The sequence below is a fragment of the Herpetosiphonaceae bacterium genome (assembly GCA_036374795.1).
GTDB lineage: Bacteria > Chloroflexota > Chloroflexia > Chloroflexales > Kallotenuaceae > LB3-1.
Window position 1 is genome coordinate 22954 of the sequence record DASUTC010000067.1, and the last position, 20847, is coordinate 43800.

Here is a 20847-nt window from a genome sequence, read left to right on the forward strand (position 1 = left end):
GGCTGCGCGCCTGTCCTTCTGGACAGTGGGTGGAATGCGTGGGCGGCTCAACGGCGGGATCGCGGCTGGCATGTAGATTGAGGCCGGATGGCGGCGCATGGCGCTTGAGCGCGAGGAAGGCTGCCTACAGCAGACCGGAGAGTGCGCGATCCAGGGCGGCCAGCAGCAAAAGCTGCGGCGCGCCGTGCAGCGTCTCGGCCTCCACCAGGCCCGCCTCGACCGTCATGATCGCCAGCGGATTGGCCGACGCAAGCGCGCGGGCTGCCAGATCGTGGGGCTGTCCGATGCGCAGGCGCTTCGGCGTGCAAGCAGCGCTGAGGTCAGAGTCCTGCGCATGATCGGGGGGTGCCAGCGGTACGGCGTAGGCGTGGCCGGTTAGCTCCTGCGCGCGCTGTGCGGCGTGCAGCACCAGCAAGCTTTCGGCAAAATCTCGTGGCGTGAGCCGGTGGCGGAGCAGCGCGCGGCTAAGCTGTTCGATCGAGCGCGCGCCGGGTGTGGCGCTGGCTGTGGGCGGCGCGGCAAACGACGATACCGGCACGGGCAGCAGGCCCATGCGTAGCGCCGACGATAGGAAAGATTCGGGCACAACCTCCGCGATCTCGCAGGCGTGCTGCGCCAGCAGGAATTGGGCCGGATTGCCTGAGCTGACCGCCCGGTCGAATACCCAGCGGTACAGCGTTTGGCGGGTCGCGCCCGCCTCGACCGGCGGCTGTAGCTCGTCCAGGTCTGCCGGAGCATCGCCCGATGGTGTGGGCCAGCCCTGGCGCTCCGCTCCCGCCGCATCGATCGCCGCTCTCAGGGCCACGCGGTAGGCTGCGGCGGTCAGGTAGCGATCCAGATAAAAGGTCGCGTTCAGCGCCAGCAGCGCCCAGGGCATTCGCGCCAGCGCCGCCGCGTGGTCAAGCTGCGCGAGCGCGGCTTCCAACTCCTGAATGTACGTGATGCGCGCTGGGACCGGCACCGGCACACTGGCAAGCATGGCACACCTCTCGCTTGCTCCAAATCCTATGCACTTCAGCATACCGCTCCGCGTCGCGCGCTGCGCTGCACGTTGGACATGTCGCAACCTGTGCCAAAGGGCAGGTCCGGCGCGGCAAGCTCATAATCCTGGCGTCAGCAACGCATCATTCCAGCCCTCGATCCACAACATGCTATAATACGGCGATTATTATGATAGCGAACGAACTTTTTAAATTCAATGTAGAGCATAGCGACCCCACGACGGGTTCACGAGCAGGGACGTTGAGCACCCCGCACGGTACGATCCCGACTCCGGTGTTTATGCCGGTTGGTACACAGGCAACCGTTAAAACCCTCTCCTCGCACGAAGTCGCTGCGATGGGCGCGACGATCATCCTGGGCAATACCTACCATCTCTTCCTGCGTCCCGGCAGCGATGTCGTCGCCGATCTCGGCGGGCTGCACCGCTTCATGAACTGGCCCCGCGCGATCTTGACCGATTCGGGCGGGTTTCAGGTCTTTAGCCTGGGCGCGACCAACGTGATCGACGAGGATGGCGTCACCTTTCGATCGCATCTCGACGGCAGCCTGCATCGCTTCACGCCGGAGCGCGCGATTGCGATTCAGGAGCAGCTTGGTGCCGATATGATCATGGCCTTTGACGAGTGTGCGCCGTACCCGACCACGCCGGAGTATGCGCGGGCGGCGATGGAGCGCACCCATCGCTGGCTTGAGCGCTGTGTGGCGGCGAAAACCCGGCCCGATCAGGCGCTCTTCGGCATCGTTCAGGGCAGCGTTTTTCCTGAGCTACGGCGCGAAAGCGCGGCATTCATCGCCTCGCAGCCGGTGGCCGGCTTTGGTATCGGCGGCCTGAGCGTCGGCGAGACGAAGACAGAGATGTACGAGACGCTGGCGCTGACGACCGCCGAGCTGCCGGATGACCGTCCGCGCTACCTGATGGGCGTTGGCTCGCCCGAAGATCTGCTCGAAGGCGTTGCGCGCGGCGTGGATATGTTCGACTGTGTGCTGCCGACACGGCTGGGACGGCACGGCGCGGCCTGGACGCCCACGGGCCGGATCAATCTGCTCAACGCGCGCTGGGCACGTGACGACCGACCGATTCAGGAGGGCTGCGACTGTTACGCCTGTCTCAATCATACCCGCGCGTACATTCGCCATCTGCTCCGGGCTGAGGAAATGCTCGGCGCGCGGCTGGCGACGATCCACAACGTGCGCTTCCTGATTCGTCTGATGGAGGGCGCGCGCCATGCGATTATCGAGCAGCGCTACGCCGCGTACCGCGACAGCTTCTTGCAGCAGTTTCAACCGGTGCCCGACGAGGTGCGCGCCGAGCAGCGCGCGGCATTTGGGCGGCGGAAGGAGCGTTCCTAGGCGATGCTGAAAACCGAGCGTACGGCGACACATTCGGTAGCGGCGAAACGTCCAGAGCGTCTGGCCTGGGCAATTCTGCTGTGTTCGTTCGCGCTCTTTTGTTTCATTTCTACCTCAAGCGGATTGTACATCTATCGCTGGTGGTCGCAGCCGACGATCGGTGTGCTGACGGCCAGCGTCGTGCAGCCGCTTGCCGTTCAGGTCCAGCCCGCCGGGCTGGTCCAGCCGGTGGTGCTGCAAGATGGGCGGCTCAACCAGGGCGATCGGGTGATCGTGCGCCAGGAGGCCACGCCCGGCCTCGCGACGACGCTCCGCTTCGACTCGGCGACGATCGGGCTGTGGGCTGGGACGACCCTCCAAATCGGGCGCTTCGGCCAGGAGTGGAACGATCCCGCGCACGCACGCTTTCGCCTTGAGAGCGGCCAGATGATGGTCGATTTGACCGGCGATGACGTGCAGCTTCAGATCGAAACCAGTGTGTCGCGTACGCCGGTGGTGCTGCAAAGCCCTGGACGCTACCGCATTCGCATTCTGAACGAAAGCACGCCGACGGTGGCGACCGCCGAACGACCGGAGCAGCCGCTCCTGGAAGTGGCGACCGAGCGCGGCGCTGCCGCTGTCGGCAAGACCGTGATCGATCGCGGGTTTCGGCTGCTGCAAACCGTCGATGGGCAGCAGGACTTGAAGCTGACCAGCTGGGATCTGCTGCGCGACGGCAGCTTCCAGCAGCTTGTGGACTCGGTCTTTGGCAGCTCGCCGACCGATCCGCTGCCGTGGATCTATACGGTCAAGCCGACCGCCGAGGGCGCTGCCGATAGCGGGCTGGTGATTCCGGCTCAGGATTGCGCCAACTCGCTGGAGCGCAAGGATTGCCAGTTGCCCTATGTGCGTCTGGTGCGGCGCGGCGGCAACGATAAAGGCTTTCTCACCGCGATTGCGCAGCAGGTCGATGCGGATGTCGCCTCGTACCAGCACCTGCGTCTGAAAGCCGATGTCAAGATCGTGCATCAATCGCTCAGCAAGGCAGGCCAGACCGGGACCGAGTGCCCGCTGCTGATCCGGGTGGTCTATACCAATCATATCGCGGCAAATTTACATAAGGATTTTTGCTTCTGGGCTTTTGAATATCAGAACCAGAATGGCGTCGTCTCCAACGAGCCGCAGATCGAGACGACGCAGCTTGCGCCCAATACGTGGCGCTCGCTCGACATCGACCTGAAGCAGGAGCTAGAGCGGCTGGTCGAGGTGCAAGAGATCTCGTTTCAGGCCAACGGCCATGATTACGAGTCGCAGGTGCGCGGCGCGCGGCTGGTGGGCGAGGGCCTGGCCGACCTCAACGCGCCGGAGAACGCGCCAAAATAACATAACCAACTGAGGGTATGGGACTTGGTAGGTCTTGTAGCCCGCGACAACATCGCAATACCAGGCAAGAGCGTGCTGGTTGTCGTCCTGTATGAGGCGTGAGCTTGCGGTGCCGTAACGAAGCCGCATGTTGCAACGTTTAGCCTTATAAGTTCGGCTCATCACACGCAGGAGGATCATTCGTGAAAAAGATTTGTGTCGTCGGCACCGGCTATGTTGGTCTGGTGACTGGCGTATGTTTTGCAGATTTGGGCAATGATGTTACATGTATCGAGATCGATCAGCGCAAGCTCGACATGCTCCGCTCCGGCAAATCGCCGATCTACGAGCCGGGCCTTGAAGAGCTGCTTAAGCGTAATCTCGACGCGGGCCGCCTGCGCTTTACCGATAACTATGACCTGGGTGTGCCCGAAGCCGATTTTGTGTTTATTACCGTGGGCACGCCGATGGGTGACAATGGCGCGGCTGATCTGGGCTATGTCGAGACGGCGGCCAAATCGATCGGCAGGGCGATGCGCAGGCGGACGATTATTATCGATAAATCGACGGTGCCGGTCGGAACCGGCGACTGGGTGACGGATCTGATCGCGCAGGAGGCGCACGGCATTGCGTTCGCAGTCGTGTCGAATCCTGAGTTTTTGCGCGAGGGCTCGGCGGTCAACGACTTCAACAAGCCCGACCGGATCGTGCTTGGCTCGCTCGACCGCGAGGCCGCCGAGAAAGTGGCCGAGCTGCACGCGCCGCTGGATGCGCCCGTCATCATCACCGATCTGCGCACCGCCGAGATGATCAAGTATGCGTCCAACGCCTTTCTTGCGACGCGCATCAGCTTCATCAACGAGATCGCGTCGATCTGCGAGCAACTGGGCGCGGATGTTAAGGAAGTGGCGCGCGGCATGGGCGCGGATAAGCGCATCGGCCCGCACTTCCTCGATGCCGGGATCGGCTACGGCGGCTCGTGCTTCCCCAAGGACGTGCTCGCGCTGCACCACATGGCGGCGTCGGCGGGCTGCCACCCGCAGCTGCTCCAGGCGGTGATGGACATCAACGCCGACGCGCGCCGGTCGTTCGTCAAGAAGCTGGAAGATGTGCTGGGCGATGTGAAGGACAAGACGATCGGCGTGCTGGGTCTGTCGTTCAAGCCCAACACCGACGACATGCGCGAGGCGGCGTCGCTCACGGTGATCCAGTCGCTGATCGAGCGCGGCGCGCATATTCGGGCGTACGACCCGGTGGCGATGCATGTTGCCGAGACGTATATGCCCGATGTGCTCTACTGCGCAACGGCGTACGATGTCGCCAAGCACGCCGACGCGCTGCTGGTCGTCACCGAGTGGAACGAGTTCAAGCAGCTCGACTTCGATAAGATTAAGCGGCTGATGAACCAACCGATCGTGCTGGATGGCCGCAACATCTACGATCCGGATGACATGCAGGAGCGCGGCTTTATCTATCGTGGCATTGGTCGCGGCGTGCCTCGTCCGCAGCGCGCTGCCAACGACTCGAACGGTGAGGTCAGCCCGGAAGTGCTGGAAGCGTCGATGTAGCGTTTCACAGGCGAGGACGACGTGAGTGAGCATAGGGGTAGTCCGCTGCGGGCTACCCCATGTTGATCGCCCGCTTTCAGGAGGCGTATGCTATACACGGGTGTGGACATCGTCGAGGTGACGCGGATTGAGCTGGCCGTTCGCCGCTGGGGCGAGCGCTTTCTGGCTCGCGTGTTCACGCCCGGCGAGCGGCACGACAGCGGCGATCGGATTCGCTCGCTCGCGGCGCGCTGGGCGGCCAAGGAGGCGGCGTCGAAGGCGCTGGGCATCGGGTTGCAGGGCGTCGGCGCTGCGGCAACCGTGGGCAGCGGCAACGCGGTGCGCTGGCTGGATCTTGAGGTGCGGCGCGCTTCCACAGGCCAGCCGACGCTGGTGCTGCACGGCAGCGCCGCCGAGCGTGCTCAGTCGCTTGGCTGGCGCTCGATCGCGCTCTCGCTCTCGCATGGTCACGATTATGCGATTGCGCTGGTCGTCGCGCAGGGCGCGCCGAGCTCCGAGCTCTGAGTTCAAAGTTTCAAGTTTCAAGTTTCAAGTTCAACGTTTCAAGTTCTCTGCTCTTTGCTCTTCGTTTGGTTCTTGGTTCTTGGTTCTAAGCTGTAAGGAGAGGGGAAGCTATGGCTGAGCGGGTCGGCTTTATTGGCCTGGGGATCATGGGGCGCGGCATGGCGCATAATCTGCTCAAAGCCGAATTCGAGGTGCTGGTCTGGAATCGAACCGCCAGCCGCATGGATGAGCTGGTGCAGGCGGGCGCGACCGCCACGGACAGCCCCGCCGATCTGGCCGCACAGAGCGATGTGATCATCATCTGTGTGAGCGATACGCCCGATGTGGTCGAGGTGATCCTGGGCGATCAGGGCGTGATCCACGGGGCGCAGCAGGGCGCGCTGGTGATCGATATGAGCACGATCAGCCCGCAGGTGACGCAGGAGCTCGCGGCGAAGCTGGCGGACAAGAGCATCGAGATGCTGGATGCGCCCGTCAGCGGCGGCAGCGAGGGCGCGGCGCGCGGCACGCTGAGCATCATGATCGGCGGCAAGGCGGCTCAGGTCGAGCGGGCGCTGCCGATGCTCCAGGCGATGGGCAAGACGATTACTCATGTCGGCGATCACGGCAGCGGCCAGACCGTCAAGCTGGTGAATCAAATCCTGGTGGTCGGCCACGCGCTGGCGATGAGCGAGGCGCTCCTGTTTGCACAGGCGGGCGGCGTCGATCTGCAAAAGGCGCTGAGCGCCGTGAGCCAGGGAGCCGCCGGAAGCTGGATGCTCAGCAACCGAGGTCCGCAGATTATGGAGCGCGACTGGCGGCCCGGCTTTACGATCGACCTTCAGCAGAAAGATCTGCGCCTGGTGCTCGCCGCAGCCGATCAGATGGGCGTGCCTGTCGTGGCGACCAGCCTGGTCTTCCATCTCTACCGGACGCTGCAAGCGCGCGGCCTGGGCGCCGAGGGCAACCACGCGCTGATCAAGGCGCTGGAAGAGCTGGCCGGGTTTGAGGTTGGGCGGCAGAGCGGCTGATTACTCTCATGTGTGGGGCGGCGTGTTTTCGAGGCGTAGGCAGTACACCCGATGCCGATCGATCTGCCCGACGCCGCAAACGACAGGACGCGCCGAAGCGCGCCCTGTTTGTGTGCGATGTAGCTTGTCTGCTAATCCAGGTACTCGTAGGCGGGCAGCGTCAAAAATTCGACGAACTGATCGCTGGTGGTGATACGATCGAAGATCTGGCTGGCTAGCTCGTAGCGTCCGCGCGCGTACTGCTCAGCGCCTACCGTTGCGCGAATCTTGTCCAGCTCTTCGGCCAGCACCTGCCGGAAAAGGTCGACGCTCACTTTGCGCCCATCGGTGAGCACGCCTTTGGGATGGCGAATCCACTGCCAGACCTGCGCCCGCGAGATCTCACAGGTCGCTGCGTCCTCCATCAAGTTGTTGATCGGCACCGCGCCCGATCCGCCGAGCCAGGCGGCGAGATACTGCACGCCGACGCTGACGTTGGTGCGCAGCCCGGCCTCGGTGATCGTCCCATCGGGCACGCGCAGCAGGTCGGCGGCGCTGATCTGCACGTCGTCGCGGGTCCTGTCGATCTGATTGGGCTGCGGCATCTCGCGGTCGAAGACCTCCAGCGCCACCGGAACCAGGCCGGGATGCGCCACCCATGTGCCGTCATGGCCGTCGCTGGCCTCGCGCTGCTTGTCGGCGCGGACCTGCTCGAAGGCGCGCTCGTTGGCTTCGAGATCGCTCTTGACCGGGATGAACGCCGACATGCCGCCGACCGCGTGCGCGCTGCGGCGGTGACAGGTTTTGATCGCCAGCAGCGAGTACGAGCGCATGAAATGCGTGGTCATCGTCACCTGGGCACGATCGGGCAGGATAAAATCGGGCCGGTTGCGGAACTTTTTGATGCAGCTAAAGATATAATCCCAGCGTCCGCAGTTCAGCCCAGCCGAGTGCTCGCGCAGCTCGTAGAGGATCTCATCCATCTCGAACGCCGCGAGGATCGTCTCGATCAGCACCGTGGCCTTGATCGTGCCGCGTGGAAGGCCAAGCTCCTGCTGCGCCAGCACGAACAGATCGTTCCAGAGCCGCGCTTCGAGATGGCTTTCGAGCTTCGGCAGGTAGAAATACGGCCCGGTGCCCTTCTCGATCAGCCGGTGGGCGTTGTGGAACATAAAGAGGCCGAAGTCGAGCACGCCGCCGGGGATTGGCCTGCCGTCGAGCGTGACGTGCTTATCGTGGAGATGCCAGCCGCGCGGACGAACCAGCAGCGTGGCGATTGTCTCGTTGAGCTTGTAGCGCTTGCCCTCCGGGCTGGTGAAATCGATCGTGCCGTTGATCGCGTCGCGCAAGTTGATCTGGCCCTGGATCGTGTTCTCCCAGTTGGGCGCGTTGGCGTCCTCGAAGTCGGCCATAAAGACCTTCGCGCCGGAGTTGAGCGCGTTGATGATCATCTTGCGGTCGACCGGCCCGGTGATCTCCACGCGCCGATCTGCAAGATCGGCGGGAATCGGCGCGATCGTCCAGTCGCCCGCGCGGACATGGGAAGTCTCCGGCAGAAAATCCGGCATCATCCCCGCGTCGATCTCCTGCTGGCGCTCGGTCCGCCGCCGCAAGAGTGCCTCGCGTGTCGGCTCGCAGGCGCGAACCAGCGTAGCCACAAAGCTGAGCGCCTCCGGTGTAAGAATTTCGGCAAATGCAGACGAAACCGGCGCTAGCACCTCGATGCTCTGGCCGTCGTTTTGAAGCTGTGAACGAGCCATATGTATGCGCTCCCTTCTGCGATCACCTTCCCAAGTTGAACCAGAAGCCAATCGACTGGCGTTACGATTCGTTATCGGATCGTGGAAGATCTGTTACCCGCCGAACTGCCGCCAATCATAGCGCCTTTTGTTCCGGTTGTCACACAATGGAGCGGCGATGGCGCAGCCTGGTCTTGCCTTAAACAAAAGCACAGCAGTTGGGCCGATTGAAGCCCGTCTGCTGTGCCTGGAGCCGGTGATGATTGCTAACAGGTTGTCATGCTAGAAGCTTGAGCCGCCTGTCGACGAGGAGCCGCCCGAAGAGGAACCGCCTGATGAGGTGTCACCCATCGTGGAGCCGCCGCCCATCGTGGAGCCGCCGCCCATTGAGGAGCCGCCGCCCATCGTGGAGCCCCCGCCCATCGTGGAGCCCCCGCCCATTGAGGAGCCCCCGCCCATCGTGGAGCCGCCGACGGCGCGGCTGCTCAAGCCACCCTGGCTGCCGATCAGTTGAGCGAGATGCTGCTGGAGCTGCTGGATATGCTGCTCGTCTTGGCGGCGGATCTGCTGCAACAGGTTGCTGATCTCCTGATTGCCCTGGGCGTCGCGCTGGTACTTATCGTATGCCTCAAGAGCTTTCGACTTCTCGTAGAGAATCGTGATCAGATCGTAGGTCAGGTTGTCGAGCGGGAAGCTGCCACCCGATCCCGATCCCATGCCGCTCGATCCCATGCCGCTCGATCCCATGCCACTCGATCCCATGCCACCTTGATTCGACATTGACATCTTTGTCCTCCTTACCTACCTCGTTCTACTCCGGTCAGCGGCTCCGTTATGCCGCGTGCAACAAACGTGCCAGGGTGGGAGGATGAAAGAACAAACCGCCGTGAGGCCGGGGGTTTGGGGCGTCCCCCATCATTTCTCTTCCTCTCGTAGTTGTGCGGAGAACAAAGAACAAAGAACAAAGGAGAGCCAACAAAAGAACAAGAGCACAAGAGCACAAAGGCATTAGCCCATTGTGCTCTTGTGCTCTTGCTCCCTCGGACTTGGAACTCGGAGCGTTTAGCCTGGCTGATGCCTGCTCGCGTTGACTTCCTGCGCCTGCTCGGTGTCGCTATAGCGCAGGATCGCGCCGACGCCCTCATGCTGATCGAGGTACGCGCTTTCCTCCACGATCTGAACCGTCGCGCTCTGCTGCAGGGCACGCGAGGTAAAGATTTCGCGCAGGTTGACCTGCTGCATCTCCGCGCCGTCGTATGGACAGTTCGCGCGCATGCCGGGCCGCAAGGTGCCGCAGTTAGGACACTCGCCGCCGGTGGCGTTGAAGCCCTGATGCATGATCAGCGTCATCACCTGGCCTTTGGTCAGCGCCAGCGCGGTATCGGCGATACCGACCACGCCGTGACCGCCCTTGGTGTTGACCTGCGCCTCAAGCGTGTCGAGGTCGTCGGCCTCCTGCTGCTGCTCGACCTCGCGCATGCGCGGCTCGATCGTCTCCATGATCGATTTGATGTTGCTCTGGATGTCCAGGTTAATGAGATCGACGAGCCTGCCCTTAACGTGCTCCGGCAGCGTTCCCATCACCGTGCCTTTGACCGAGTCGTTGGCCGCGATGATCACGTGCTGGACATCGTAGCGCTTGATGATACGGCTCAGCTTATCGGCGATGTCCTTGGTGTGGGCCTTAATCACGTTCTCGGTGCGGCGCTGGAAGAGCATCTGGCCCCAGCCACCAGCATCGAAGCGCTTGATCTTTTCGTCGGCCTCTGTCTCGCCTGCTTTTTCGGCCTGGTTGAGCGAGATCACGAAGATCCGCGACTCCTGGCTATCGGCCAGGACGACCGCATACGTCTCGTAGTCGTCTAGGATGCGCGCGAGGTTGAACACATGCGGATAGCGATCTTCGGCGATCTGGGTATCGACCGGCGCTTGCAGCGGCAGTGTCTCCCAGATCCCCTCGGCGTCGCATGCAAAGATCGCCAGCCCAGTGGCGTCTTTGGGCGCGTCGCGGTTCAGGTAATCCATGATGCGCTGCCGATCGGCCTCAAAGCTTTTGAGATTGCCGTCACGCCCCTTGATCTGCCCCGCGACCAGCTCGAAGTCTTGCTCCAGCACTTGCAGCGCTTGCCGCTGGCCGGTGCCGTCGGGTCGCCAGTCCACATAGACGCTCAAGAAAGGCTGCTCCGTGCTTGGCAGCGCCGTTAGTTCCTGGAGCTTAGTTTGTAGGTCAGTAGCCATGAATGCTCCTTTCGCATCATCGCGCTCAGAGAGTTATGAGCAGGCGGTGCCTGCCGACATGCGCCGATTAGTCCTTGCGGCTACCCTGGTCTTTGTTGCCTGGCGGCACCCAGTCTTGATCCTGCGGCTGGCCCTCGATCTCCGACTCCTGCTGCCGCATGTTGGCTTTATCCTCTTCCGCCAGCTCGCTGGGGCTGATTCGATCCTTCTTAGCATTCACATCATGTGGAAGCTGCAAATTAGACATTGAGATCCTCCTCCGATATGTGCGCAGTACGACATAGGACGCGCGAGACGCCGCGGGCTGCGCACAATGGGCTTTGAGACTCTCGTGAGCAACCTCCATGCCGCGACCAAGAATCAGCCGGGCCGCGCCCATCGCTGTTGCCTAGGGCCATGCTTTGCCGCGTGGCAAGGAATGAGCGGAAATAGAGCGTGGAGAGCCGAATCTATTTTTAACCTTGACAAAACTATTTACTCTGGCGTAAGATGGTAAATAATGGTAATCAACCCTTCCAGGGTGTTATGCTGTAGCCACCTGCATTATGAAGCCAAATGTAGTTGGCTTTATCTCGAAAAATAATCTGGAAGTCGCCCCCCGAATCTCGAAATAACCCCCCTTATCTAGAAGTTTGTAAAGCGTTTCAATCGGCCTGGATCTGGCAAGCCAGCGCTGGCCCATTGTAGTTAGGCGCTCGTGTTCTTTCACAGGGCATATTCGGAACCAAGGCGACCAGAAACGAAGCAGAGCTTTCTGAAGCCGTGGAGCGCTGGCTAGCGCATCTCCGCTCATGCTTCTTAGAGACAACACAAGCACATGTTCTGGACGCTAGTCCAAGTGAAAGGGGGGTATTATGCTACGACGCCGACTCCATCTGCTCCTGTTGGCGGTCGTCACCATCGCGCTCAGCGGCTTCGCTTCCATTCCCACAAGCGCAACGACGAGGATCACCACCCTCACCGATGGAGCGCTGGGCATTTCTCTCTCCTACCCGTCAGCGTGGACCATCTACCGCGACCCCGTCCTCAAGGATACCTATGGCTTTTTGCTGTATGGTCCGAGCGAAGACTCCTCCGACGCGCATCATGAGATGCCGGTAGCGCGCATTGCGCTGGACTATAACGCCAAACCAGCGCAGCTCGAATCGCTGGTACAGGCCAGGCTAGGTGAGTTCCCTAACATCCCGCTCGTCCGGTCCAACGTGCGGGTAGGCCAGGGCCTCGAGGGCGTGGCAATTGGACCAATGCCGGGTCAATATCTTTCGACCCTCGTGTATGTAGCGGCCAATCATCAGGTGTACCAAATCCGGATCTATGGCAAGACGCTGGATACTCATGGCAAGAACCTCCTGGCGGGCCTGCGCTTCCACCCGCCGACTCAATCGATCGCGTCGCTGGGATTGTTGACGGCGGAGGAGGACATCGCGCGCCAGCAGGCTGCTGCACAGTCCATGATGAATCATCAGCGCGAGGCGGCGGCGCAGCAGGCCATGAAAAACACCGCTCCTCAGCAGGAGGATGTCAGCATCAACGCCTGCGGTGCGACGCAATGGGGCTCGTTGTTCTGGCAGGTCCAGTGGGACGATACCGCCAACTTCTACGGCTACCCCGGCTGGAGCATCTTGTCTGGGAATGGTGGCAGCTTCTGGGGCGAAGGCTACCACGTCGGCCTGTGCTGGACAGACTACGCCAATAGCTACTATGCCATCGACTATCCGCTCCAGCGGGGAGCCTATGTCTACGCGGCCTTCTCAGGCTATGTCACCTATGCGGGCTGGGGCTCGAATGGATGGGATACCCTGGGCAAGCATGTGGATGTGCGCAGTAGCCAGAGCAGCTATGTGTATAACGTCTCAGCGCATCTGGACAGCATCTGGGTTTCCAATGGTCAGTATGTCTCCGCAGGCACGATCATCGGCACCGCAGGCTCTACGGGAGGTAACTGGGCGCCTCACTTACACACAAAGGTTGATTACACGCCGTCCATGCATTGGACCGGGCAGCTTTACGGCGGCCACTCGATGAAGCCTACATGGCTCCGCTGCTTTAATTGCACCTCCGGCAGCTATGGCTACGATCAGCCGGCAACCGACGGCTACGGCGGCGGATATTACACGTCGTTCTGGAAGGACAGATGGATCATGTGGTAATGGCTGGCAGTTGGCGTGGTGACGATACTTCGGAGGGACGCGCTGTGTAGTCCCTCCGCCCTCCGCATAAAGCGTATCAACAAACCGGCAGCTAAGTATCGTACGGAGGTAGCTGTGAAGGAGGCATTCATGAAACGACGGCTCGGCACATTCTTCAACCGACGTCTCAGCGCCCCTGGCAAACGACGCCTGAGCATAGGCATCGTGCTCCTGCTGTTGGCGGCCAATCTGCTGGTCGGGACCCGCGTCTTTGCGCATCAGTGGGCGAACTACCACATCAACACCTATGGGGCAAACGCCTATGTAGGAGTGTATAACTACGCCTACTACTGGTACGAAGCAAACGATGGACTCTACGATTGGCACTACAACACCGTCATGGACCTCTGGTATGTGGACTACAACAGCTCCACGCTGGTCGTCTACGATGGCAACTGGGGCAACACTGGCTGGGCCGGTCTTGCAACGTTGCACGGGATCGACGGCTATGGGCACATTAGCTGGGGCTCTGCCGTCTACAACTGGTACTACGACTACGCCTTCACCTACTACGGCAAACAGGCGATCTTCTGCCAGGAGGCAGGCCACGTTTTCGGCCTCGATCACTCCAATGACGGCGGCTGCATGGGCGCTGGCTACTGGTACAACGCCAACTACTACTACTATACTGTGGCCCACAACTGGAACGACCTCTGGTACATGTATCGCTATAGCCATCACTAATCTAGGAGAGGAGGTAGATCACGATGAGAACGCTACGCATCATGATGGGGACGTTGAGTGCTTCTCTGCTCATCCTCTCCTTCCTGGCCTTCGCGCCGCAGCAACATACGCATCATCAGGCCACGCATCATGGCGGCGCAACCTGGCACGCTACCTGGCTCAACCACCCCGAGTCCCTGGCGCAGGCTGAGGATCTGGCGACGGCCATTGTGGTGGCGCAAGTCACCAAGGTGACACAGGCACCCGATATTGTGCCGCAGACCAAAGGGGACGCAGCGCAGGGACAGCCAAAGGATGGCACGCACAAGGAGCTGCCGAAGCGCGAAGGCGAGGCCGCTGTGCAGCACGGTGCTCCAGACGCGAAGGTAGCCAATGACCCACTGCGCCAGCTCCCCAACCAGCGCATTAGCTTCAAGGTGTTACAGTCCTTGAAGGGCGATGTCGGGGAAACGCTGCGGCTCTTCCATACCGGGAACGATACGCAGTTTATTGAGGGCGACCCACCGTACAAGGCGGGGGAGATCTATGTGCTGTTTGTGCAGCCCAGGCAGCATGAGGCTGCGACATATCGGGTGATTTCCCCTGAAGGACGTTACCAGGTTGTGGACGGCAAGCTGCAACCGATGGTCACGGAGGGCTTCGCAGCGCAGCTCGAAGGAACCAGCGTGGACAGCCTGGCAGCGGAGCTGGCGCGCTGATCGAAGAGCGGCGGGGAAGGATATAGACTCGTAGGCGCGGACGGAAAGGGGGAAGGTGGCTATGATACAGCCGCCTTCCCCGTCTGGCTTCAGCCAGTGGGCAGCGCTGACACCCGTCGAGTAGCAAGCGCTACCCTCCCTGCGATCGTTGATTTTTGGCAAAGAATGAGCAGGAGTCGTGGCAAAGCTATCAGGTACGTCACCCTCGCGCCGCGACAGCGCGCAGCAGGTCGAGCCGATCGGTACAGATCGCCGAGACGCCGAGCTTAAGCAGCGCATCCAGCACATCGGGCCGCTCCTCGTGCCAGCAGACGATGCCCAGACCGGCGCTGCGCACCCGCGCCAGCCAGTCGGCTGTGAGCAGCGTGTGCGGCGCGTCGTGGCGCTCCCAGCATGGATGGACGTAGGTGGCACCGCAGCTCCGCGCCAGCGCGATTGGATCGGCGTCGAACGCGCCGAACAGAATCGATGTGGGGATCTGCGGCGCGCGATCGGTGGCGCGCGCGACCCACGCGGGCTGGAACGAGCCGATCACGCTATAGCGTCCCAGATCGCGGGCACAGAGCTGCCCGACCGTCGGAAGCACCGCCTCGCCCTCCTTGATCTCCAGATAGGGCGCGACACCGACCGCTTCGCACACGTCCAGCGCATCGGCCAGCGTCGGCACCGAGCGCTCGTAGTCCTCACCGACGCGGCCAAGCTCTGCGGCGGTCAGCCGGCCGATCGGCACGTTGCCACATCCTGCGAGCGCGACATCGGCATCATGGCACAGCACCGGCACGGCATCGGCGCTCATGCGCACGTCAAGCTCGACCATGTGCGCGCCTAGCTCGGCGGCTTTGCGGATCGCCATGAGCGTATTTTCGGGCGCGTGCGCGCTTGCCCCGCGATGGCCGACATGCAAGACATGACGCTCCGAGCGCGGAATCTCCGCATCCAGCCCGGCTACACGCTGAGCCACAAGCGCCGGAATCGCGGCGTCGAGCGACGGCCAGGGCACCAGCGGCAGTTCGGCAACATCGACCTGCTGCGTCCACACCCAGGCCGGGACGAACGCATAACGGCGCAAAAACGTGCGCACAAGCTGATCGGCGTCCGGCGTTCTGGCGATCCGGCCACGAAACAGCGGCGTTACCCACACGCCGCCCATCCCGGCACGCCGACCGCAGGATCGCTCGGTATGGGCCTGACGTTCGACAAAGCCCTCAGGATCGTAGGTCATGGCGTGCTTGCCGGGCTCGGCAAACAGCACGGGTCGTCCCTGCTCCTGCACGAACGTGCCGCCAGTAGTAGCGCCGTGCTGGCTCGACTCGACGCGGACGATCGCGCCGTCCCGATCGACAAACACCCAGACATGCTCAAGCTCGTACAAATGCTGAATGTCCCAGTCCCACCACAGCGCGTACTCGATCGCCACCGTCCCAGGCGCGTCGACCTGCACGTAGCGCGGAAACGACGGCGACGCCGCCGACTCGTGGAACACGGTGTATCCGACGATCGAGGGGAGAAACGGCTCGCGGGCGTCGAAGCGGACGATCGGCGCGTGGCGGCGGGCCAGGGCTAGATCGGCCACGTGGCTGGCCGGTAATCTGGTAGAGGTCACAGTGCTAGCTTTCGTAGTTTCAAGTTTCAAGTTGCGAGTTCTCGCACCTTGCTCCTCGGTTCTTGATTCTTGGTTCCATTGTTCTTTGATTAGCGCCACAGCAGCGACCGGTCGGTCTGCGGATCGAACAGATGGAGCCGCTCGGCATTGAAGCGGAGGCGAACGGTGCTGCCGGTGGCAAGGCCGGAGCCGGTCGGCGCAAGCGCATGGATCTGCACGCTGCCGTGGCGCACCGTCAGCAGCTCCTCGCGGCCCAGCGGCTCGACCAGATCGACCTCGCCGGGAAGCTGGCCCTCGGCGGCAGGCATAACATCTTCGGGACGAATGCCCATCAGCACCTCGCGCCCACCGCCGTTCAGGTCGACCTGCTGCGCCAGACGCGGCGGCACGACGACATCGGTTCCAGCCAGGTGCAGCGTGATCGCTCCGTTCTGGCGTTCCAGCGTGGCCGGGAGCAAATTCATCGGCGGATGCCCGATAAAGGCGGCCACAAACCGGCTCTGCGGACGCTCGTACAGCTCGCCGGGCGAGCCGTAGGCCTCGAGCTTGCCGCCGCGCAGCACGGCGATCCGATCGGCCATGGTCAGCGCCTCGCTCTGATCGTGGGTGACATATACGCTGGTGATGCGCAGATCGCGCTGCAAGCGCTTGATCTCGCTACGGGTCGACAGGCGCAGGCGCGCATCGAGGTTCGACAGCGGCTCGTCGAACAGCAAAAGATCGGGCTCCTTGACCAGCGCGCGGGCCAGCGCTACACGCTGCTGCTGGCCGCCTGAGAGCTGGCCGGGCCGTCGATCGAGCAGATTGCCGATCTCAAGCCGATCGGCGGCGCGCTGCACGCGCTCGCGCAGCTCCTTGTCGGGCGTGCGCCGCAGCCGCAGCGGATACGCGATATTCTGGTATGCGGTCATGTGCGGGTAGAGCGCGTAGCTCTGGAAGACCATGCCGATGTTGCGCTCCTGCGGCGGCACAAGATTAACCACGCGCTGGCCGAAGCGAATCGTGCCGCCGGTAGGCCGCAGAATACCGGCGAGCATCAGCAGCGTCGTCGTCTTGCCGCAGCCGCTAGGTCCGAGCAGCGCGACGAACTCGCCCTCACGCACATCGAGGCTGAGATCGTCAACCGCCGCAACTGTGCCGTAGTGCTTGGACAGATGATCGAGCGTAATCTCCATCGTATGCTCCAACCCCTACCAATGGGTTCCAGGTTTCAAGTTTCCGGCTCTCAGTACGCCCAGAGGACACCCAGTTCTTGGTTCTCTGTTCTGTGCCCAGAGGCCCACCCCTACGCCCCGCCTTTGACGCCGCCCGCGTAGATGTTGAGGAGATAGCGCTGCGTAAACAGGAAGAAGAGCAGCACCGGCAGCATTTGGAATAGCCCGATCGCGGCGACCTGTCCATAGTCGACGAAGCGCGAATCGCCCACGAGCTGCTGGAGGTACACCGCCAGCGTGGCGCGCTGCCGACTGAGAATAAAGGTGTACGGGATCAGAAACTCGTTCCAGCCTGAGATGAATGAGAAGATTGCCAGCGCGGCGATGCCGGGCCGGATCAGCGGCAGGACGATCTGCCACCAGATCCGCAGCCGACTCGCGCCGTCGACCATGGCCGCACGCTCGATGTCCCACGGCACGTTATCGAAAAAGCCCTTCATCAGCCACATGCCCAGCGGCATCTCCAGCGCGACCTTCACCAGGATGACCCCGGCGATCGTGTTATACAGCCGTAGCTCGCGCAGCACGAAATAGATCGCGATCAGCAGCGTGACGCTTGGAAAAGCGTGCAGCACCAGCGTCAGCGACATGAACGCCCGCCGCCCGATAAAGTCGAGCCGCGACAGTGCGTAGCCCGCCAGCGACGACAGCGCGACGACCACGATCGCGAGGCCAGCCGCGAGCAGCAAGGTGTTGAGCGTCACGGCCCAAATGCTGCCCTGCCAGGTGTCGAAGTTCCACAAGAATTGCCAGTTTGCCAGCGTCAGGCTATCCGGTTGGAGCCCGAAGGTGCGCCGCGAGAACGTGGCGATGATCAGCCACAGGTAGCCTACCAGCAGCGGCGAGGTCAGCAGCAGCAGCAGGAGATACGGCAGTATATTCCGGGCACGAAAACGTTCTTCGATCATGTCAACATTCCTTCGACGAATGCCAGGAAACGCTCCTCACGTTGCCGTCTGTCTATCGCCTCACAGCGTTTCGATCTTGGGCTCCTGCACCAGCTCGCCGAAGCGGAACACGCGCAAGTAGACGATCGCCAGGATCACGCCGATGAGCACCAGCACCGCCGCCAGCGCCGCGCCGAGGCCAAAGTTGACGTTGCCGAAGTAGTTGGACAGCGCGCGATGGTAGGCCTGGAGCGCCCAGGTTTCGGTGGTGTAGTAGCCCGGCCCGCCATCGGTCAGCAGCAGAATTTGCTCGAAGCTGGTCATCAGCGACAACGTCTGGTAGGTCATCACGAAGAGCAGCGGCCAGCGCAGCAGCGGCAGAATGACATACCGAATCGTCTGGAGCGCGGTCGCGCCGTCGACCCGCGAGGCGTGGAGGTAGGATTCGGGGATCGACTCGATCGCCGAGGTGAAGATGATCATGCCGAACGAGGCGCCGATAAAGCCATTGACCAGAATCACCATCGTCCAGGGCGCGGCGAGCACCCAGTTCTCAGGCGCGATGCCGAGTGGTTGTAGCACCTGATTGAAGACGCCAAAGGGCGCGTCGGCGGCGAGGTATTTCCAGATCATGATATAGACCACCGACGGCGTAATCCGGGGCAGCAGCCAGAGCGCGCGAAAGAACGCGCCCGATCGCCGGGGAATATGCGTCGTCAGCAGGGCGATCACCAGCGCCATGCCGACGTTGAACAGCGCCAGCGTCGTGCCGACATAGAAGACCGTGTTGCGAACGATCTTGCCCATCGCGCCGCTGCGGAACATCCGGCTGTAGTTTTGGAGGCCAATAAAGTTTGGATCGCTGAACGTCGAGGTGCTCATGTCGGTCATGCTGATGTACAGCGTGATGATCACCGGCACGATAAAAAAGGTGATCACGAGCGCCGCCGCAGGCAGCAAAAAGAGCAGCGCCGTCGCCGATGCGCGCAACCGGTGGCTCAGCGTCGGCTGCGCGACGAGCGCCTTTGATGGAGGGTGAACAGTGGACTCAGCCATAAGGTATTTCCAGAGAACAAAGCACAAAGGGCCGAACGCAGGCCGAGGGTGTCGGACGAAAGAACAAAGGAACAAAGGAACAACAGCTTACGTTCCTTGTTCCCTTGTTCTCTTGCTCCGTTGTTTCCTTATTCCCCGACCGCTATTTGATCACAACCTTGTCGCCCAGCTCGGTCTGAAGCTCGTCGGCGACCATGCTGACCGCCTCTGCCGGACTCATCTCGCCGTTCTCGGCTGCGGACATCGCGCGGAAAACAATGTCGTCGTACGTGCCGAAGTCGGCGTTATTGGGCAGGAATCGCGTATACTCCAGCATGTAGGCCGTGCCCTGAAGGATCTTGTTGGCCTTATAGTCCGGCGTATCGAGCTGGGTGGTGAGAATCGCCAGGTGCGCGCTGCCAAGCGCGTGCTTGTTGTTCAGCTCCGGCGTGGTGGCGGCAGTGACCGCCTTGAATGCGTCCTGCTGCTGCTGCTCGCCCGAAGCCTTCTCCGATGTCACCATATAGACCAGCGGATGCGACAGGGTTACGCCGGGCTTGCCCTTCTCACCGCTCGGCTGGAGCGCCCAGCCCACGAAGCCGTACAGGTACTCCTCGCCGCCTTTATCCTTGGTATAGTTTTTGGCCCAGTCGGCGAAGTTCCACACGCCGCCGTTGAAGAAGAGCACCTCGCCGCTGGTGACGGTTTCGTGCCAGATCTTGGACTCGGTGCCGATGAAGTTCTTGGGCGTGATCCCTTCCTCGACGACGCGGCGCTGGAAGGCAAACCATTTCTCGGCTGCGGCTTTGTCGAAGAGCAGCTTGCCGCTGCCGTCGTCCAGCGCGCCGCCATACGCGAAGTAGTACTGGTAGAAGTCGCTGCCCTTCGTCGGGCGGTGCCAGTAGCCGTGGCCTTCCTTGACGACGCCTTTTTCGACCGCCTGCTTGGCCGTGGCGATCATGTCGTCGAGGGTAAACTCGCCGCTCTTGATCCGATCGGGCAGGCTATCGATCTCCTGCTGCGACCAGCCCAGATCGGCCAGCTTCTGCTTGTTGTACCACAGCGGTCGGGCCTCGGTATCCTGCGGAATGCCCCAGCGCTTGCCGTTCCACTCGACCGACTTCCACAGCTCAGGGATGATGTTCTTAAAGGTTTCCTGATTGGCATTGATCAGATCGTCGAGCGGGATGATATAGCCCGCCTGGCCCCAGGGCGCGATGTCCTCGTGGCCCGATAGGATGATGTCGGGCGCCTGGCCGGAGTCCGCCGCCAGCAGGAATTTCTTCTTGTAGTCGCCCCAGCCGGTCGGATCGGCGATGGCCTCGGCTTTGAATCCGAGCTGCTGTGCTGCCGAATCGATGTTCTCTGCGCGCGCCGTTTCGACATTGTTGGCCTGTGCCCACACGCTGATCGCCGACTTGTCGCCTTTGGCAGGTGGGACAACCTCGGTTGGACTTGCCGACGCCGCCGGTGATGCTCCACCGCTGGCAGCCGCGCTTGGCGCGGGCACGCCGCCAACCGTCGGCGGTGCTCCGCTGGTGCCGCACGCCGCCAGCAGCAGCAGCATAGCCAGTAGTAGCCCGCTTACGTGCTTTCTGTACATGGCTTTCCTCCTAACAGAATCTCAGGGACCTAGCTCAGGACACCGATAGCCGTGTCGTTACTGCTCGTTCGCTACAGATGACTCAGACGGAGTCCAGGCTGTGCTGTGTTCGGCTAACGACCTCGCGTGGTGCCAGTCATCGAGCGCTGGACGCACGGCAATCAGGATCATCAGAAGATTTGCAGCAAGCGCTTGCTGGTCTG

Annotated in this window: 18 protein-coding genes; 8 read left to right on the forward strand and 10 right to left on the reverse strand. The window is 62.1% G+C overall.

The window, feature by feature from the left end:
- Positions 1-124: 124 nt before the first annotated feature.
- The gene (locus VFZ66_04445; GenBank protein ID HEX6288414.1) at positions 125-979 is read right to left on the reverse strand and encodes a hypothetical protein; all 855 of its coding nucleotides are present in this window, start codon (positions 977-979) and stop codon (positions 125-127) included.
- 191 nt (positions 980-1170) lie between these two features.
- Between VFZ66_04445 and tgt the strand changes: the two genes are divergently transcribed.
- The 5 genes from tgt to VFZ66_04470 all read left to right on the forward strand — a co-directional run bounded on the left by tgt (position 1171) and on the right by VFZ66_04470 (position 6775).
- Positions 1171-2352 (forward strand): tRNA guanosine(34) transglycosylase Tgt, encoded by a 1182-nt coding sequence (gene tgt / locus VFZ66_04450; protein HEX6288415.1) that lies wholly within the window; start codon positions 1171-1173, stop codon positions 2350-2352.
- A 3-nt stretch (positions 2353-2355) separates the two neighbouring features.
- Positions 2356-3714: a hypothetical protein gene (locus VFZ66_04455; protein ID HEX6288416.1), complete on the forward strand. Its 1359-nt coding sequence runs from the start codon at positions 2356-2358 to the stop codon at positions 3712-3714.
- Between the two features lie 182 nt (positions 3715-3896).
- Positions 3897-5261, forward strand: coding sequence for a UDP-glucose/GDP-mannose dehydrogenase family protein (locus VFZ66_04460; protein ID HEX6288417.1), 1365 nt, complete (start codon positions 3897-3899; stop codon positions 5259-5261).
- An 87-nt stretch (positions 5262-5348) separates the two neighbouring features.
- Complete coding sequence (gene acpS, locus VFZ66_04465) at positions 5349-5765, forward strand: holo-ACP synthase (protein ID HEX6288418.1); 417 nt, start codon at positions 5349-5351, stop codon at positions 5763-5765.
- A gap of 110 nt (positions 5766-5875) precedes the next feature.
- Positions 5876-6775: an NAD(P)-dependent oxidoreductase gene (locus VFZ66_04470; GenBank protein ID HEX6288419.1), complete on the forward strand. Its 900-nt coding sequence runs from the start codon at positions 5876-5878 to the stop codon at positions 6773-6775.
- A 131-nt stretch (positions 6776-6906) separates the two neighbouring features.
- Here the strand turns inward: VFZ66_04470 and aceB are convergent, their stop codons facing one another.
- From aceB to VFZ66_04490, 4 genes are all read right to left on the reverse strand, one after another.
- The gene (aceB, locus tag VFZ66_04475) at positions 6907-8514 is read right to left on the reverse strand and encodes a malate synthase A (GenBank protein ID HEX6288420.1); all 1608 of its coding nucleotides are present in this window, start codon (positions 8512-8514) and stop codon (positions 6907-6909) included.
- Between the two features lie 261 nt (positions 8515-8775).
- Entirely contained in the window at positions 8776-9279 is a 504-nt protein-coding gene (locus tag VFZ66_04480) for a hypothetical protein (GenBank protein HEX6288421.1), read from the reverse strand.
- A 276-nt stretch (positions 9280-9555) separates the two neighbouring features.
- Positions 9556-10731, reverse strand: coding sequence for a hypothetical protein (locus tag VFZ66_04485; protein HEX6288422.1), 1176 nt, complete (start codon positions 10729-10731; stop codon positions 9556-9558).
- Positions 10732-10798: 67 nt separating this feature from the next.
- Positions 10799-10978: a hypothetical protein gene (locus VFZ66_04490; protein HEX6288423.1), complete on the reverse strand. Its 180-nt coding sequence runs from the start codon at positions 10976-10978 to the stop codon at positions 10799-10801.
- A 637-nt stretch (positions 10979-11615) separates the two neighbouring features.
- Here VFZ66_04490 and VFZ66_04495 point away from each other — a divergent pair.
- The 3 genes from VFZ66_04495 to VFZ66_04505 all read left to right on the forward strand — a co-directional run bounded on the left by VFZ66_04495 (position 11616) and on the right by VFZ66_04505 (position 14302).
- Positions 11616-12881 carry a M23 family metallopeptidase gene (locus tag VFZ66_04495; protein HEX6288424.1) on the forward strand — a complete coding sequence of 422 codons (1266 nt, stop codon included), beginning with the start codon at positions 11616-11618 and terminating at the stop codon, positions 12879-12881.
- Positions 12882-13010: 129 nt separating this feature from the next.
- The gene (locus VFZ66_04500) at positions 13011-13604 is read left to right on the forward strand and encodes a hypothetical protein (GenBank protein HEX6288425.1); all 594 of its coding nucleotides are present in this window, start codon (positions 13011-13013) and stop codon (positions 13602-13604) included.
- Positions 13605-13627: 23 nt separating this feature from the next.
- Positions 13628-14302 (forward strand): hypothetical protein, encoded by a 675-nt coding sequence (locus VFZ66_04505; GenBank protein HEX6288426.1) that lies wholly within the window; start codon positions 13628-13630, stop codon positions 14300-14302.
- Between the two features lie 199 nt (positions 14303-14501).
- Here VFZ66_04505 and VFZ66_04510 read toward each other — a convergent pair whose 3' ends face one another.
- The 5 genes from VFZ66_04510 to VFZ66_04530 all read right to left on the reverse strand — a co-directional run bounded on the left by VFZ66_04510 (position 14502) and on the right by VFZ66_04530 (position 20644).
- Positions 14502-15905 (reverse strand): glycerophosphodiester phosphodiesterase family protein, encoded by a 1404-nt coding sequence (locus VFZ66_04510; protein ID HEX6288427.1) that lies wholly within the window; start codon positions 15903-15905, stop codon positions 14502-14504.
- Between the two features lie 89 nt (positions 15906-15994).
- Positions 15995-17080: an ABC transporter ATP-binding protein gene (locus VFZ66_04515; GenBank protein ID HEX6288428.1), complete on the reverse strand. Its 1086-nt coding sequence runs from the start codon at positions 17078-17080 to the stop codon at positions 15995-15997.
- Between the two features lie 110 nt (positions 17081-17190).
- Complete coding sequence (locus VFZ66_04520; GenBank protein HEX6288429.1) at positions 17191-18027, reverse strand: carbohydrate ABC transporter permease; 837 nt, start codon at positions 18025-18027, stop codon at positions 17191-17193.
- Positions 18028-18087: 60 nt separating this feature from the next.
- The gene (locus VFZ66_04525; GenBank protein HEX6288430.1) at positions 18088-19062 is read right to left on the reverse strand and encodes a sugar ABC transporter permease; all 975 of its coding nucleotides are present in this window, start codon (positions 19060-19062) and stop codon (positions 18088-18090) included.
- 142 nt (positions 19063-19204) lie between these two features.
- Positions 19205-20644, reverse strand: coding sequence for an extracellular solute-binding protein (locus VFZ66_04530; protein HEX6288431.1), 1440 nt, complete (start codon positions 20642-20644; stop codon positions 19205-19207).
- Positions 20645-20847: the final 203 nt, after the last annotated feature.

Coding starts and splice junctions, on each gene's coding strand:
- VFZ66_04445 (HEX6288414.1), bottom strand. CDS start 979: ATGCTTGCCAGTGTGCCGGTGCCGGTCCCAGCGCGCATCACGTACATT.
- tgt (HEX6288415.1), top strand. CDS start 1,171: ATGATAGCGAACGAACTTTTTAAATTCAATGTAGAGCATAGCGACCCC.
- VFZ66_04455 (HEX6288416.1), top strand. CDS start 2,356: ATGCTGAAAACCGAGCGTACGGCGACACATTCGGTAGCGGCGAAACGT.
- acpS (HEX6288418.1), top strand. CDS start 5,349: ATGCTATACACGGGTGTGGACATCGTCGAGGTGACGCGGATTGAGCTG.
- VFZ66_04470 (HEX6288419.1), top strand. CDS start 5,876: ATGGCTGAGCGGGTCGGCTTTATTGGCCTGGGGATCATGGGGCGCGGC.
- aceB (HEX6288420.1), bottom strand. CDS start 8,514: ATGGCTCGTTCACAGCTTCAAAACGACGGCCAGAGCATCGAGGTGCTA.
- VFZ66_04480 (HEX6288421.1), bottom strand. CDS start 9,279: ATGTCAATGTCGAATCAAGGTGGCATGGGATCGAGTGGCATGGGATCG.
- VFZ66_04485 (HEX6288422.1), bottom strand. CDS start 10,731: ATGGCTACTGACCTACAAACTAAGCTCCAGGAACTAACGGCGCTGCCA.
- VFZ66_04490 (HEX6288423.1), bottom strand. CDS start 10,978: ATGTCTAATTTGCAGCTTCCACATGATGTGAATGCTAAGAAGGATCGA.
- VFZ66_04500 (HEX6288425.1), top strand. CDS start 13,011: ATGAAACGACGGCTCGGCACATTCTTCAACCGACGTCTCAGCGCCCCT.
- VFZ66_04505 (HEX6288426.1), top strand. CDS start 13,628: ATGAGAACGCTACGCATCATGATGGGGACGTTGAGTGCTTCTCTGCTC.
- VFZ66_04515 (HEX6288428.1), bottom strand. CDS start 17,080: ATGGAGATTACGCTCGATCATCTGTCCAAGCACTACGGCACAGTTGCG.
- VFZ66_04520 (HEX6288429.1), bottom strand. CDS start 18,027: ATGATCGAAGAACGTTTTCGTGCCCGGAATATACTGCCGTATCTCCTG.
- VFZ66_04525 (HEX6288430.1), bottom strand. CDS start 19,062: ATGGCTGAGTCCACTGTTCACCCTCCATCAAAGGCGCTCGTCGCGCAG.
- VFZ66_04530 (HEX6288431.1), bottom strand. CDS start 20,644: ATGTACAGAAAGCACGTAAGCGGGCTACTACTGGCTATGCTGCTGCTG.